The 15,247-nt window shown below is 40.8% G+C and carries 17 protein-coding genes; 3 read left to right on the top strand and 14 right to left on the bottom strand.

What is annotated here, in order from left to right:
- Positions 1–12 precede the first annotated feature (12 nt).
- Genes rplB through rpsJ form a run of 5 tightly spaced genes read right to left on the bottom strand, consistent with a single transcriptional unit; the run spans position 13 to position 2,749 of the window.
- Positions 13–837 (bottom strand): 50S ribosomal protein L2, encoded by an 825-nt coding sequence (gene rplB / locus ACFI34_RS12715; protein WP_006791358.1) that lies wholly within the window; start codon positions 835–837, stop codon positions 13–15.
- Between the two features lie 15 nt (positions 838–852).
- Positions 853–1,155 (bottom strand): 50S ribosomal protein L23, encoded by a 303-nt coding sequence (rplW, locus tag ACFI34_RS12710; protein ID WP_006791359.1) that lies wholly within the window; start codon positions 1,153–1,155, stop codon positions 853–855.
- Positions 1,152–1,757: a 50S ribosomal protein L4 gene (rplD, locus tag ACFI34_RS12705; protein WP_006791360.1), complete on the bottom strand. Its 606-nt coding sequence runs from the start codon at positions 1,755–1,757 to the stop codon at positions 1,152–1,154. The genes rplW and rplD overlap by 4 nt, the downstream gene beginning before the upstream one ends.
- Positions 1,758–1,774: 17 nt before the next feature.
- On the bottom strand, positions 1,775–2,410 hold the full coding sequence (gene rplC, locus ACFI34_RS12700) for a 50S ribosomal protein L3 (protein WP_006791361.1): 636 nt from the start codon (positions 2,408–2,410) through the stop codon (positions 1,775–1,777).
- 27 nt (positions 2,411–2,437) lie between these two features.
- Positions 2,438–2,749, bottom strand: a complete 312-nt coding sequence (rpsJ, locus tag ACFI34_RS12695) for a 30S ribosomal protein S10 (protein ID WP_002957900.1) — start codon at positions 2,747–2,749, stop codon at positions 2,438–2,440.
- Between the two features lie 419 nt (positions 2,750–3,168).
- Here rpsJ and plsB point away from each other — a divergent pair, with 419 nt between their 5' ends.
- On the top strand, positions 3,169–5,607 hold the full coding sequence (gene plsB / locus ACFI34_RS12690; protein ID WP_462673761.1) for a glycerol-3-phosphate 1-O-acyltransferase PlsB: 2,439 nt from the start codon (positions 3,169–3,171) through the stop codon (positions 5,605–5,607).
- 19 nt (positions 5,608–5,626) lie between these two features.
- Here the strand turns inward: plsB and tesB are convergent, their stop codons facing one another.
- Positions 5,627–6,484 (bottom strand): acyl-CoA thioesterase II, encoded by an 858-nt coding sequence (tesB, locus tag ACFI34_RS12685; RefSeq protein WP_006791363.1) that lies wholly within the window; start codon positions 6,482–6,484, stop codon positions 5,627–5,629.
- Between the two features lie 77 nt (positions 6,485–6,561).
- On the opposite strand from tesB, the gene ACFI34_RS12680 reads away from it, so the two are divergent.
- Positions 6,562–7,023 carry an EVE domain-containing protein gene (locus ACFI34_RS12680; RefSeq protein WP_462673760.1) on the top strand — a complete coding sequence of 154 codons (462 nt, stop codon included), beginning with the start codon at positions 6,562–6,564 and terminating at the stop codon, positions 7,021–7,023.
- Positions 7,024–7,039: 16 nt separating this feature from the next.
- Here the strand turns inward: ACFI34_RS12680 and ACFI34_RS12675 are convergent, their stop codons facing one another.
- Both ACFI34_RS12675 and ACFI34_RS12670 read right to left on the bottom strand, forming a co-directional pair.
- Complete coding sequence (locus ACFI34_RS12675) at positions 7,040–7,243, bottom strand: PLDc N-terminal domain-containing protein (RefSeq protein WP_006791365.1); 204 nt, start codon at positions 7,241–7,243, stop codon at positions 7,040–7,042.
- Positions 7,243–8,310, bottom strand: coding sequence for a potassium channel family protein (locus tag ACFI34_RS12670; protein WP_462673759.1), 1,068 nt, complete (start codon positions 8,308–8,310; stop codon positions 7,243–7,245). Before ACFI34_RS12670 ends, ACFI34_RS12675 begins: the two co-directional genes overlap by 1 nt.
- Before the next feature lie 178 nt (positions 8,311–8,488).
- Here ACFI34_RS12670 and ACFI34_RS12665 point away from each other — a divergent pair, with 178 nt between their 5' ends.
- The gene (locus tag ACFI34_RS12665; protein ID WP_462673758.1) at positions 8,489–9,799 is read left to right on the top strand and encodes a short-chain fatty acid transporter; all 1,311 of its coding nucleotides are present in this window, start codon (positions 8,489–8,491) and stop codon (positions 9,797–9,799) included.
- 48 nt (positions 9,800–9,847) lie between these two features.
- On the opposite strand, the gene ACFI34_RS12660 is transcribed toward ACFI34_RS12665, so the two are convergent.
- From ACFI34_RS12660 to ACFI34_RS12635, 6 genes are all read right to left on the bottom strand, one after another.
- Positions 9,848–11,653, bottom strand: a complete 1,806-nt coding sequence (locus ACFI34_RS12660; RefSeq protein WP_462673757.1) for a peptidase domain-containing ABC transporter — start codon at positions 11,651–11,653, stop codon at positions 9,848–9,850.
- Positions 11,625–11,990, bottom strand: a complete 366-nt coding sequence (locus tag ACFI34_RS12655) for a cysteine peptidase family C39 domain-containing protein (RefSeq protein WP_462673756.1) — start codon at positions 11,988–11,990, stop codon at positions 11,625–11,627. Before ACFI34_RS12655 ends, ACFI34_RS12660 begins: the two co-directional genes overlap by 29 nt.
- A 148-nt stretch (positions 11,991–12,138) precedes the next feature.
- On the bottom strand, positions 12,139–12,402 hold the full coding sequence (locus tag ACFI34_RS12650; protein WP_462673755.1) for a hypothetical protein: 264 nt from the start codon (positions 12,400–12,402) through the stop codon (positions 12,139–12,141).
- 70 nt (positions 12,403–12,472) lie between these two features.
- Positions 12,473–12,661: a hypothetical protein gene (locus ACFI34_RS12645; protein ID WP_462673754.1), complete on the bottom strand. Its 189-nt coding sequence runs from the start codon at positions 12,659–12,661 to the stop codon at positions 12,473–12,475.
- 203 nt (positions 12,662–12,864) lie between these two features.
- A complete protein-coding gene (locus tag ACFI34_RS12640; protein WP_462673753.1) occupies positions 12,865–14,043 on the bottom strand; it encodes an HlyD family efflux transporter periplasmic adaptor subunit in 1,179 nt (392 codons plus the stop codon).
- A gap of 153 nt (positions 14,044–14,196) precedes the next feature.
- Positions 14,197–15,213 carry a metalloprotease gene (locus ACFI34_RS12635; RefSeq protein WP_462673752.1) on the bottom strand — a complete coding sequence of 339 codons (1,017 nt, stop codon included), beginning with the start codon at positions 15,211–15,213 and terminating at the stop codon, positions 14,197–14,199.
- Between the last annotated feature and the right edge of the window lie 34 nt (positions 15,214–15,247).

The raw sequence follows: 15,247 nt of genomic DNA, 5'->3' as shown, positions 1-15,247 counted from the left end.
TATTCCTCAATATTACTTAGTACGACGACGTACTATAAATTTATCCGTACGCTTGTTCTTACGCGTCTTCGCACCCTTAGTCGGCTTACCCCATGGAGACACAGGATGACGACCACCAGAAGTACGACCTTCACCACCACCGTGTGGGTGATCAACCGGGTTCATGGCAACACCACGAACTGTCGGACGAATACCACGCCAGCGGTTTGCACCTGCTTTACCAAGTGAACGAAGCATATGCTCAGCATTGCCAACTTCACCAAGTGTAGCACGACAATCAGCTTCAACTTTACGTACTTCGCCTGAACGAAGACGTAATGTTACATACTGACCATCACGTGCAAGAATTTGAACGTAAGCACCAGCAGAACGTGCGATTTGTGCACCTTTACCTGGTTTTAATTCTACGTTGTGAACAGTCGAACCTACAGGCATATTACGCATTGGTAGTGCATTACCAGCTTTGATTGGTGCATCAACACCAGACTGGATTGCATCACCAGCTTTTAAGCCTTTAGGTGCGATAATGTAACGACGCTCACCGTCTGCATATAATACAAGAGCGATGTTTGCGCTACGATTTGGATCGTATTCTAAACGTTCAACAGTAGCTGGAATGCCATCTTTAGTACGTTTAAAATCGATTAAACGGTAATGATGTTTATGACCACCACCGATATGACGAACCGTAATACGACCATTGTTATTACGACCACCTGATTTAGAGTTTTTCTCTAAAAGTGGTGCGTATGGCTTACCCTTATGTAAATCAGAGTTAACCACTTTAACTAGGTGACGACGACCCGCAGAAGTAGGCTTACACTTTTGAAGTGCCATAATTCTATCCCCTTATTACTCGGCGCCGCCGACAAAGTCTAGCTCGCTGCCTTCTTTAAGAGTAACGTAAGCTTTCTTCCAGTCGCTACGACGACCGAAACGCATGCCAGTACGTTTTGTTTTACCCTTAACGTTAAGTGTGCGAACACCCGTTACTTCTACTTCAAAAAGCTTCTCAACTGCTGCTTTAATTTCAGCTTTAGTTGCGTCATTTACTACTTTGAAAACAATCGTGTTGTTTTCTTCAGCAGCAATTGTGCTTTTTTCAGAGATGTGTGGAGCAAGGATCACTTTTAAAAGACGTTCTTCACGGATCATGCTAGCGCCTCCTCAAGTTGCTTAACAGCAGCGGCTGTAATAAGTACCTTGTCGAAAGCAATTAAGCTTACAGGATCGATACCAGCTACATCACGCGTGTCAACCTTATAAAGGTTACGTGCTGATAAGAAAAGATTTTCATCTACTTCTTCAGTCACGATAAGTACATCTTTAAGCTCAAGCTCTTTTAGCTTAGCTACTAGATCTTTAGTTTTTGGTGCTTCAAGACCAAAACTTTCAACAACGATTAAACGCTCTTGACGAACTAGTTCAGATAGGATGCTTTTGATCGCACCACGGTACATTTTACGGTTTACTTTTTGGCTGTGGTCTTGTGGTTTAGCTGCGAAGCTAACGCCACCTGAACGCCAAATTGGACTACGGATTGTACCAGCACGTGCACGGCCAGTACCTTTTTGAGCCCATGGTTTTTTACCACCACCGCTTACTTCAGAACGTGTCTTCTGAGCACGAGTACCTTGACGAGCACCTGCTGCGTAAGCAACAACTACTTGGTGTACTAATGCTTCGTTAAACTCACGTCCAAAAGTAGCTTCAGAAACTTCAAGAGCGCCAGAAGCGTCTTTGATTGCTAATTCCATCACTAAATCTCCAGGACTTATGCTTTAACAGCTGGTTTAACGATAACGTCACCGCCGATAGATCCAGGTACTGCACCTTTCACTAAAAGCAAGTTACGCTCAGCGTCAACGCGAACTAGTTCTAAGTTTTGAGTCGTTACACGCTCAGCACCCATATGACCGGCCATTTTCTTACCTTTAAACACCTTACCAGGTGATTGGTTTTGACCGATTGAACCAGGAGCACGGTGAGATAGAGAGTTACCATGTGTAGCGTCTTGCATGCTGAAATTCCAGCGCTTAACACCACCTTGGAAACCTTTACCTTTAGAAGTACCGGTTACGTCAACCTTGTTGATTTCGTTGAATAACTCAACAGTAAGCTCTGCGCCTACTTCAAAATCGCCTTCACCACCGTTAAGGCGGAATTCCCACAGACCGCGACCCGCTTCAACGCCAGCTTTAGCGAAGTGACCCGCTGAAGCTTTGTTTACACGACTTGCTTTTTTAGTGCCTGCGGTTACTTGAAGCGCGTTATAACCGTCTGTTGCGTCAGATTTGATCTGAGCAATGCGGTTAGGTGTCGCTTCAATAACTGTCACAGGGATAGATACACCATCTTCAGTGAAGATTCGTGTCATACCCACTTTACGACCGACTAGACCTAATGCCATTTTCCTAAAACCTCTCTAATCTTCCGATTAACCCAGGCTGATTTGAACATCAACACCAGCAGCAAGATCTAAACGCATAAGCGCGTCAACAGTCTTATCAGTTGGTTCTACGATGTCTATCAGACGTTTATGGGTGCGGATTTCGTACTGATCACGCGCATCTTTGTTTACGTGCGGTGAAGTAAGTACAGTAAAACGTTCAAAGCGTGTAGGTAGTGGGATTGGACCACGTACTTGTGCGCCAGTGCGTTTCGCAGTTTCCACGATTTCTGCCGTTGATTGGTCAATCAAACGGTGGTCAAAAGCTTTTAGGCGAATACGAATGCGTTGATTTGACATTCTTAACCTCAATATAAAGAGCATTTAAAAGAGCATAAAAAAACGACCGAAACAATCTTAATTATTAAGATGTCGGCTGTTTGATTATATCTACGTTGAGTTCCAAATCGGAACTCCTGTTTATTAGCTTGAAATCCAAGCTTAATTTATCCTTCCAAGTTCCCGGGGGAATTTTGAAAGCCTGCGTATTATAGAGGTATTGGTGATAAATGCAACAACTAATTCAAAACAAAGTATCAATGATTAATTCGTCTAAATAAGTGCCGGCTTATATTATGTGACTATACTGGAACTAAATTTTTCAATGCGGGTCAATAGCTACATTAACTAATCTCATTTCGTAAAGAAGCGATTTTTTAGATAATATGGTATCCTATCACGCTAATTTTGCTTTTTAACACCCTCAATATGGTGAGTCGATGCGTATTTTTAATTATTGTTTAAACGTTTTATCTGCTGGATTTAGTCGCTTATTTGTTAAAAGCAAAGTCCTTCCAGAAAACCCTATTAAACAGTACGATTTAAATCCTGATTACCCTACATTTTATATAGTGCGTTTAAATTCTCGTTTTGATCTTGCGGCGCTGGCTCATGCTTGTAAAAAACACGGCTTACCTAGTCCTACTGAAGAGCAAATATTAGGTGATGAACATTTAGAGCGATTTATTGGTATTAAAAATCCACCACCTTTATTTGGCGATACAGCAAAACCAACCAATGCACTGGCACAAGGCAAACAAATAATTGACCACCTAGTAAATAGTGGCCAAAAAAATGTACAAGTGATACCTGCAACTATTTTATGGGGGCGCGATCCGGGTAAAGAAAAACCAGGATTACGTACTTTAATAACGCATTCGGTTACACCAAGCTGGTTTAGAAAATTTTTTGTTGTGTTGTTTTCTGGTCGCGATAACTTTATTCGCTTTAGCCAACCACTCGACTTATCACTTATTGTAAATGAAAAAGCGGATGTAAATGAGCTACCACAAAAATTACTACGTGTTGCCCGGGTTCACTTTAAGCGTCAAAAACTGGCAGCCACTGGCCCTAAAATGCCATCGCGCGAGCAATTGTTTAACTCTCTTCTTGCTTCGCCAACAATAAAAAAAGCCATTCAGGATGAAGCAAAAGCTAAAAATATTAGCCAAACCGAGGCACGTCAAAATGCGCTTAAGCTACTTGATGAAATAGCCGCAAACTATTCTGAAGCAATGATACGCGTTGCTGATCGCTTTTTAACATGGCTTTGGAATAAGCTATACAACGGCATACACATAAAACACACAGAGCAATTGCATGAACTAACTAATAAAGGCCATGAAATTATTTACATGCCTTGTCATCGTAGCCATATGGACTACTTGCTTCTTACTTACTCTATTTACCATTTAGGTTTGGTGCCACCGCATATAGCCGCAGGTGTTAACCTTAACTTTTTTCCTGCCGGTGGCATATTTCGCCGCTCGGGTGCGTTTTTTATTCGCCGCTCGTTTGCAGGCAATAAACTGTACTCAGCTATTTTTAAAGAATATTTGAGTCAGTTATTTATTAAAGGTTACTCAGTTAAGTTTTACACCGAGGGCGGGCGTAGCCGTACAGGGCGTTTGTTACCGCCCAAAACAGGTATGCTTGCAATGACCTTTCAAGCCATGCTACGCGGTATCGATCGACCAGTATCAATAGTCCCTGTGTATATTGGCTACGAACATGTCATGGAAATAAATACGTACCTTAAAGAGCTTGCTGGAAAAGATAAGAAAGGCGAGTCGGTATTTGGTATTTTTAAAGCGATAAAAAACCTTAAAAACTACGGACGTGGTTACCTAAATTTTGGCGATCCTATTTCGGTTAACCAATATTTAAATGATAACCAACCCGACTGGCGCGACGCGGTTCACCCAACTGACGTACAAAAACCTCAGTGGTTAGGCCCACAAGTTGCAGCCTTAGCAGACCAAGTTATGGTTAAAATTAATAATGCAGCTGCATTAAATGCTGTTAACTTATTAGCAATGGTATTGCTAGTAAACGACAAGCACGCTTTAAGTAAACCAAAGCTATTAGCTCAGCTCGATTTTTACTTACGCCTGCAGCGTGATGCAAGTTATAGCGATAAAGTAACCGCGCCTGACGAAACACCGGAGCAACTCCTTACACATGCCTTAAAACTTAACAAATTTGATGTGATAAGTGATGAGTTTGGCGAAATTATTGCCATTAGCGATAAAGAAAAAACACTCTTTAATTATTACCGTAACAATATTTTGCATCTATTTGCGGTACCTAGCTTGTTGGCATTACACTTATTTAAGCAGCACACAACAACAATTAAGCAGTGTGAACAATTAGTACATTCGTTTTATCCGCTATTTGCCAAAGAGTGGTATTTACAGCCCCTTGATGAAAACTACATTACGCGTATCTTGGCCAATTTTGCTGATCAAAACTTAATTGAATTTGATGGCGACAATATACACATTACTAATACCAACGACTGCTTAGCAAAATTAGAAATGCTAGGGCGAGCATTGAGTTTTACCCTGCAACGCTACGCCATTGTGATTGGTTTTATACAAACGAGTAATGGCATTGAAAAGGCTGAGCTTGAGCGAGAAAGCCAAGTATTAGCAGATCGCTTAGGCACGTTACACGGCATTAAAACACCGGAGTTTTTTGATAAAAAAGTACTGGTTGGTTTTATCGACAACTTACGTGGTGAAGGGCTTGTTACAGAAGGCGATAATGGCTTGGTGGGCAGTACGCAATTGTGCGAAACCTACTCACAACTTAAAACATTGCTACCTGCCCGTATATGGCAATCGATTAGCGACATTGTTCAAGATCAGTGTAACTAGCCGCTATACATAGATAGGGTTAGCGCTGACGCATAACCCCTTCTTGAATTGTTGAGGCAACCAAGTTGCCTTGGCGATCAAAAAATTGCCCTCTTACCAGCCCTCTGCCTGAGCTCGCACTCGGGCTGTCTATGGTGTATAAAATCCAGTCGTCTAATCTAAACGAGCGATGAAACCACATTGCATGGTCAATTGTTGCGACCTGCATATTTGGCTGCATAAACGACACGCCATGCGGCTGTAATGCAGTTGGTAAAAACTCAAAGTCAGACGCATAAGCCAATAGGTAATTATGAATACGCTGATCATCGGGCATGTCACCATTCGCTCTAAACCAAATATGTTTAACTGGTTCAATCGCTTCTGGTTTAAAGGGGTTATGAAATGTCACAGGGCGCATTTCAATAGGCATTTCGCGAATAAATTTATTACGAATCACCTCGGGTATATGCTCAGCATTTTCTTGATAAAACTCAAGCGACGAACGTAGCTCTTCCGGTTGCGGTACATCTGGCATCGTTGCCTGATGCGAAAGTCCGTCTTCAACCGCCTGAAAAGATGCAGTCATATAAAAAATAGGCTTACCGTATTGAATTGCACTTACACGACGGGTACTAAAGCTTTTGCCATCGCGAATAGTTTCAACATCGTAAACGATAGGTTTAGCAGCGTCCCCTGGGCGTAAAAAGTAAGAATGTAAAGAGTGAACAATACGTCCAGCCGGTAGGGTTTCCTTTGCTGCTGATAGCGCTTGCCCCATAACCTGACCACCAAAAACAGCTCTAAAACCCAAATCTTGGCTTTGCCCTCGATATAACCCTTGCTCTATTTCTTCAAGTGTTAATAACGATAATAAATCATCTAAAACTTGGCTCATTATATGTTCCTCAATTCCCTAATAACTTAATGATACTATAGACTACAACTATGTAAATCTTTGTTAGGAATACAACTATGGCTTACTGGCTGTTTAAAACCGAACCCGATGCTTTTTCAATTGACGACCTAAAACACGCACCTAATCAAACAACATTATGGGAAGGTGTACGAAATTACCAAGCCCGAAACTTTTTGCGTGATGATGTTAAAGAAGGCGATTTAGTGATGATTTATCACTCAAGCTGTAAAAACGTAGGCGTCGCGGGTATAGCAAAGGTAACAAGTTCAGCCTATCCAGACCCTACTCAATTTGACCTAAATAGCGATTATTATGACCCTAAAGCCACCAGCGATACCCCGCGCTGGGTAGTCGTTGACGTAACCTACCACCAACATTTGAATAAACTGGTTAGCTTAAAATCTATAAAAGCAAACAACAGTATTACAGAGTTGGCACTAAAAAAAGCAGGAAGATTATCAGTTATGCCCGTAACAGAGCATGATTGGAATGAAATTATGAATATGGCTAAAGAGTAAAGTTGTAACGTCGTACTTATTTTTTTACTGCTTTTTTCTTTTTGTGCCCGTGTTTGGGCACAATCGCAAAATACATAATGAGCCCTAACCACGAAAAAAAGATGATACCAATGAGCCAACCGTTTTTTTCGTGGCCTTGCGTACGCTTACTGTTTAGTACAATGACAACAGGTAAAATGTACGCACTTAAAATAACAATTAAAAATATAACTTCATTCATTATTTTTCCAAGCTTGACCAATCAACTTCGCCGCTCAATACACGCTCAACAGAAATATAATGGAGAATATCTCCTTCACTCACTTTATAATCCAAAGGTGGATTTAAGTCCATATTTTGAGCACTCAAGTTATGTGCAACACCCAACAAAATAGCGTCATGCTGCCTTTTAAAATGGTGAAACAAGGTGCCAAAATCCATTTCCTTACAGCCACTGGGTACTTTTAAGCTAAACTGTGTATCACCATGTAATGTAGAAAGCAGCTCTTCTTGTACTCGACTAGAGCCGGGATCTTGCATTGAACGAACTAATATTTCAGCCGACTTAGCACTGCTACATTCTATATTTTGACAATGCTCCAGTAGCATATCGACCTTGGTTTCATCTAAAAAGTGAGCACTAATATGACACTCATCTTTTACTAAGCGACTAATACGCAGCGCAGTAGTAAATGTTTGGTCATCGTCTTGCCCATCAATAATTACTTTATCGGCATGCCTTATTGCTACACGCTCTAACTCTACTAAATCAGTAAAGCTAGAAAGACGCGCAAAATCAACCTGCTCATTTGCTAAAAACGGATGATCCATCTGCTCTGTTACCGCGAGTAAAATACGACGTTCAGTACGCTTTGTATCCGCCAAAATGTAATCAATCATTTTTTTAGTTCTGGTATCGTGCCAACCAAAAATAATGATGTGGTTATTACTGTGAGCAAAATCTTTATCACCAGTCATAGCGTGCCTAATTAAGTAAGTAACAGTTTGCCCTGCTTTTCCAAGCAAAACACCAAATAAAGCTAAACCAAACGGAATTTGTATTAAAGCAACCACCCATCGACCAAGCTCTGTTGTCGGGCTAAAATCACCATATCCTACTGTTGACGTTGTCACTGTGTAATAGTAAAAAAAAGTGGTTATAGAGGTTAACGCCTGTTCGTTGGCAGCATACAGTAGCAACCAGGTTACGAGCATATGAGTTAAAATTGCAAAGGTCACTGCTTGCCAGCTCAATTGATCAATATGAGCGCGAACAAGTAACGCTAACCTTTTAAATATCACCGGCATAATACAAAATCTTTGTTATTAATTTATCTATAAACAGTACGTTACTGTATGCCTTAGTTTTAATCAACGTTTAAGGTATAGACAGTGTAAAACTCCCCCCTGTAATACTAATTGTGATTTGCACATAAGCACATTTCGTGATTAATTAATCTACAAACAAACACTAAACTGTATTTTTATGCTTAATAGAATAGCCACCCCATTTACAAAACTGGTTGAGCGTTACCTACCCGACCCATTTATATTTGTAATTTTGCTTACACTTATTACATTTGCCGCTGCCAGTATATTTACCCCTTCCAGCAGTATTAATGTACTGCACGCGTGGGGCAATGGGTTTTGGAACCTATTGAGCTTTGCTATGCAAATGCTGCTTGTACTTATTACAGGCTACATGCTGGCAAGTACACCTCTCATTAGCAAAATATTAGAAAAACTAGCAACCTTAGCCAACACCGCGCCTAAAGCAATTATATTAGTTACTTTTATCTCACTTTTAGCGAGCTGGCTAAACTGGGGGTTTGGCCTTGTTATTGGTGCATTGTTTGCCAAAGCTATTGCAAAACATACCCGTGTAGATTATCGATTATTAGTAGCTAGTGCCTATACTGGCTTTGTTGTATGGCATGGCGGCCTTGCAGGTTCAATTCCGCTAACTATTGCAACACCAGGACACTTTTCACAGGCAAGTATTGGTATTGTGAGTACAGATCAAACCTTATTTGCAGGTTTTAATATTGCCATTTTGATTGGTTTATTTATTATCGTCCCATTAGTAAACCGCTACATGTTACCCAATGACAACGACAGCGTTTATATCGATCCAACCCTATTAAACACCCGCACACCTGCAGCAAGTAAAATAACGCGTCCTTCACAACATTTAGAACAAAGCAAACTGCTAGGTATGGGCATTGGCTTAATGGGGCTTGCCTACTTAAGCTATTACTTTTTTATCTTTGGTGGTGGCTTAAACCTCAATAGTGTAATTGCCCTGTTTTTATTTTTAGCTATTACGCTACATCAAACTCCTCACAATGTGCTTAATAGCTTACAACAAGCAATTCCAAGTGGTGCGGGTATTGTAATTCAGTTCCCTTTTTATGCCGGTATTATGGCGGTCATGGTCGATACAGGGTTAGCACAGCAGATATCGCAAGGCTTTATTGCCATTGCGGATGCCGATAGCTTGCCATTTTATAGTTTTATTAGTGCAGGACTCGTTAATATGTTTGTGCCCTCAGGTGGCGGACAATGGGCGGTACAAGCACCTATTGTTATCCCTGCAGCACAAGAACTTGGCGCCGATATATCCCGTGTTGCTATGGCTGTGGCATGGGGAGATGCGTGGACCAATTTAATTCAACCTTTTTGGGCACTGCCCGTATTGGCTATAGCGGGCCTAAAGGCAAGAGATATTATGGGCTTTTGCGTGGTACAACTGATTATTACTGGGGTGTTTATTGCGTTGGTATTGAGCTTTTACTAACTGTAAACATAATAAAAAGGCATGCAATATACGCACACCTTCATCGCTTTAAGCACTCTCACTTTGCTGGTCTAAATCCACTAATTCACCTGCATTTAAGTGATAGACTTTGCCAGCCATATTAATAGTTTCTTGACGATGAGCAATCATAATCCGTGTGATGGGTAAGTGCTGAATTTGCTCACTTATTTTCGCCTCGTTATCTTTATCTAAATGGCTAGTTGCTTCATCCATAAATAGCACACACGGCGATTGATACAATGCGCGAGCAAGGAGTAAACGCTGTACCTGCCCGCCCGATAAGTTTGACCCCATATCACCCACTAATGAGTTATAACCCATTGTCATTTTGGTAATATCATCATGAATAGCGGCATGGTGGGCACACTGCTCTATTTTTAAGTAGTTGGGCTGAGGGTCAAAAAAGCTGATGTTATCGGCGATTGAGCCAGCTAATAAAGTGTCATCCTGCATCACCGCGGCTATTTGCTTACGGTAATTTTTAAGGCCAAGCTGGGTAATATCTTTACTATCAAGCAACACTTTGCCTGAGGTAGGTTGTAGCAACCCGAGCATAATTTTCATCAAGGTAGTTTTACCTGCACCAGAAGGCCCGGTAATCGCAATAGAGTCGCCCGCATTCAAGATTAAGTTAACGTTATTTAGAATAGGCGCTTGCTCTTCACTGTAACTAAAGCAGATATTTTCAAGGGTAAGTTGCCCTTTAACTTTACCTTCGTCATCACCGGTATAGGCCATTTCACCGTCACGATTGGCTTCTTGTTTCGTAAGGGCTATATCGGCAATACGGTCAAGGTGTAAGCGCATCATTTTAAATTGAATTATTTGTTCTATTAAATTAGCAAAGCGGCTAGTCAGTTGATTTTTATAGGCAATAAACGCCAGTACCATACCTACCGACAGGCTATTGCTCATTACCAATAGTGCCGCAAAGTAAATTACTAATACATTTTCAAGGCCAAATAACAGTTTATTAAATGAATCAAAACTTATGTTTAATCGCCCTAAGCGAATTTCACTATTTATTACCTCAGCATAGCGGTTTTGCCAAATGCCTTGGCGCTGCGATTCATTACCAAACAATTTTATAGTTTGCATACCGCGAATATTTTCTAAAAAGTTCGATTGCTCTTTGGCAGAGTTTTGGATCATTTCTTCAGTGGCTTGGTGCAGTGGCCTGTAAAGCGCCAAACGCACTAAGGTATATAGTACAATTGCACCGACAACGACCGCAGTGAGTTTCAGCGAATAAATTAGCATCATAATGAGGACGGTAATAGCCATCACACCATCGACCAGCGTTTCGACAAACCCTGTAGTTATGCGCTCGCGTATTTGGGCCAAGGAGCCAAAGCGCGACACAATATCGCCAACATGGCGAGACTCAAAATAGTTCATTGGCAGGCGTAATAAATGCCTGAGTAAGTTCACCCCCATTTGCATATTGAGCAAACTCGAAAGCCGTAAAATTAACCAGCTTCGCACCGCATTAGTCACCACCGAAATAATCGCAATCAGCGCAAAACCCATAGCCAGTACCGTTAATAACGATTCATCAAAACTGATTAAAACTTCATCCACCACCCACTGCATATAATAAGGGGTCATCAGAGCAAATAATTGCAATACCAGTGACAACGCTATCAGTTTTAGTAGACCTACTTTTAAGCCCTTCATCGAGCTCCAAAGTTGGGTAAACTTCATTCGTGCTTGCTCTTGCTTGGCTTCAAACTTACTGGTTGGAGTCAGCTCTAAACAAATACCGGTAAAGTGCTTACTAAACTCTTCCGCGCTTAAACTACGCTTACCCACAGCCGTGGTCGTTAACAGCAAACTTAGCCGCTGCTCCTTTGCCAGAAACTTTGCTCAGCACTACAAAGTGGTTCATATCCCAGTGTAAAATACAGGGGGTTTGTAATTTATGCACTTCATCAATAGGGCATTGTAGCGCACGACTGGCGAGCCCCAAGTTATCACCCAGCTCAGTCAGCTGCTGTAAGTTCATGCCTTTTAAATTAGCCGAAAATCGCTTACGCATGGCTGGCATATCCAGCCTATGACCGTGATAGCTTGCCACCATAGCCATAGAAGCTAGGCCGCATTCAGCTATTTCGGATTGAAGAATGAGTGGTACTATTCTTAGTACCGAGAAGCTTACAAGTTCACTCATCTATTTTATCTTAAAACATTATAGAAAAGTAATATGCTTATCAAGTTGTAAATTGTGGAGTTCATCTACCATTAGTGGTGACTTCTTATCAAAGAGTAAAATCGTTCTCATAATTTAAACCTAACTCACTTTGGTCTAAACATTTCCCTTACTTTCGCTTACGTACTCTTGCTGCTTTTATATCAAAAGCTTGTTGTCTAACATCTATGTCGCAGCCTAAAGTTAATATTGTAATTGTAGATGTTAACTTACTTAGAAATTTATCACTGGGCTTAGTCCTTACTTCTTTTAAACGTAGTTCAATCAAATTTAATATTTCAATAGCTCTTTCGGGATACTTCTCATCATCGATATTTGCAAAAGCATCCAACAATTCGTCATTTGTATATTTTAAATAGTCTGATTTGAGCATATTCACCTCTAATTTAAACCAAGTGAGTATAAGAGGGATTTCCCCCTTATACTTATTCAGGTTTACAATCTCACTTATCGCCCATTTCGGGAAGTGATGGCTTAAAACTACCATACACTGAATCCAAAGTATCATTCAAACTATCCAAGCCACGTTGAAGACTTGGGCCCATCGCTATAGCTCCCTCCGCAATGAGTCCTGCTAAAAAATAAAACCCACCATTCGCTTCTTGAATTTCTTTTACGTTTAATTCATGCATTTTGTTATACTCCATAAATCCGATGCTTTTTGTTAAGTCATCGGGTTATTAATATGCTCGACCTTTATAATTAGGTGAGCGGTTAATAGGCTGGCTTTAGCTGCTCGCTAAAGTTAACTAAAGCTGGCCGTCTTTTCGGTTGTTTGCATTTAGCAAACCACCAAAACTTTCAAATTTTTTCTTTGTTTCGTAAATCGCTACAGTTAACTCACACGCCCTTTTAGGCTGTACAATGGTTCAAGCAACCATTCAATCAATGTGCGTTGTTCTAACATAATATCTGCCTCAAACAGCATGCCGCTTTTCAGATTAAACGCTTTACCATAAGCCTGCATTTGCTGTTGGCTGAGTGTTGCTCGCAAGCGGTAAACTGGCTCTTGTAGTGCAATGGGTAAACGTATTTCGTCTGGGGTAATCAGTGCCTTATCAATACGGCTAATTTTGCTGTTAATAAAACCAAAGCATTGATAAGGGAAGGCATCAAAGCGCAATCGCGTATCGTTACTAAGCGCAATAAACCCTGCTGAGCGTGTTGGTAGCAGAAACTCTGCTACTAGCTCTGAGCCTTTAGGAATAATATGCAGCAGCTGTTTAGCTTGGGTGAGTGTTTCGCCTTCAACCACTTGAATACCAGTAACTGTACCGCTGTTACTAGCAGTAATGGTATATTGATAGTTACTTTTAATTTGTGTCAGCTGGTTTTTAATACCCGCTTGCTGGCGTTTAATACTATTTATGCGCAGCGTGTATTGTTGTGGTACGTTGGCAATATTAAAGCTTAGTTGGCTTAACTGGTTGTCTTGCTGCATCAGCAAGCGCGCTAGGTTTTGTTTTTCTTGCTTAGCATCTAACAGGGCTTGCTGTTGTTGCTCACGCTCTATGTTTGATAAAATGCCATTTTTATTAAGCTGGTTAAGGTTACTTTGTTGGCGGTTAAGTAGCGCTAGTTTTTCATCAGTCAGTTTAAGTTGGCTTTGTAATGCCGCTTGCTCATTGGTAAGTGCACGTTTTTGTGCCTGCAAGTTAAGTGACTCTTGCTTTTGTAGGGTGTGGTTTTGTGTGATTTCGTCATTAAGCAGTTGTATTTGCATACTTAGCTGTTCAATTAGCTGGGTACTTAAGGCTATGCCTTGGCTGTTATTTTGCTGCTCAATCATACCACCTTGATTAGCAAAGCTTTGGATAACCCCTTTATTAGGCATTAAAAAGCCACGCACGGTTTCTTTACGAGAGTATTCTGCGGTAAACAAGAAGGTAATAACTGCGATAGCCACACAAGCCAAAATAAACACAGTTAATTTTATTGATAAAGGTTGGGCGAGGGTAATAGCCCCCGTCAAACGCTCACTTTGCTGAGCGACAGCTTCCTTTCTAAATAACATCCCTGAACAATCCCTGAACAAATATTATACCGGTAAGCTACATATTAAGTTACAGAAAAGCAACAATAAACATACAAAAATCTTTAAAAACAGTAAAAACCGAACAAAAAAAACAGCATGGCCAGCAAAATTTGAGCTGCCGTACTGTTTTTTTTAGCTCGATAAAATTGTCATCGGCAAACTGAGTATTGGATTGTCAGAATCTGCAAAATGCATCATCACTGCTACATGCCCTGCAACTACCAGTGCATACATAACCGCTGAAAAGCCTTGTCCGTATTTATCTAGTGGTATTAAATGCGAGTAATGTCGTCCGCGCCATTCAAATATAATTTCCAATGCGCCAACAAATAAAAAGAACACCAGTAGCATTAAGCCAAATGTATAACTAACCCATAAGCCAAATAACACACCCAGCAAGCATACACTTAGTCCAATCCATGAGCGCATAGAAAAGCTGATACTCTTTAAAACATGCCCACCATCTAGCGGTAAAATAGGCAGTAAGTTAAATAAGTTAAGCAATGCACTGAGTACCGCAACACCAGCAAATATTTCCATCTCCGTGGCGTAATATAAAACAACACCCAACATAGAGGTTATTAAGCCAAAAGCAGGTCCCATGAGCGATATCACCACATCTTGCCAGCGGGTTGTTATTTTATCGTCACTGACAGCTAACCCTCCTACAAATGGGATTAAGTAAATACCTTTGGTTTTTATACCAAAGTACTTCATTGCTCTTACGTGCCCATACTCATGCACTACTAAACACGCAATAAGCATAAGCGCAAATTCAATGCTAAATAGCCAGGCATACCCAGCAACAGATGCACCTGCCAGCGCAGCCTTTACTACTTTTGCGCTTTTAAATAGTTTAAAGCCTAACGCAGCAAAACCTAAAAAACCTCTTTTAGGTTCACCATTAACTGGGGCTGGTAAAGCGAGCTGGGTAGCAAATTGCTCATCTACAAATAACGAAATACTTTGCTCGGCAGTTGTGCTGGTATCTATGCCTATTAATTTATCTTTAAAGTTAAATTGATAGTAATGTTCTCGAGGAGTATCGAACGCAATAGCTTGCTGGTTATGAAATACTTGCACTATTTGCTGCCCAGAAACCATTAATGAAAATGGCTGTTCAGCCAAGGTGAGGTCTATTCTTATCATAATTAAAGCCATTTAAAATAATCGCGCTAGTATA

This window comes from Pseudoalteromonas sp. PSi26 (assembly GCF_054960575.1).
The sequence above is the reverse complement of the archived record's forward strand: the minus strand, read 5'-3'. Positions and strand labels throughout refer to the sequence as shown.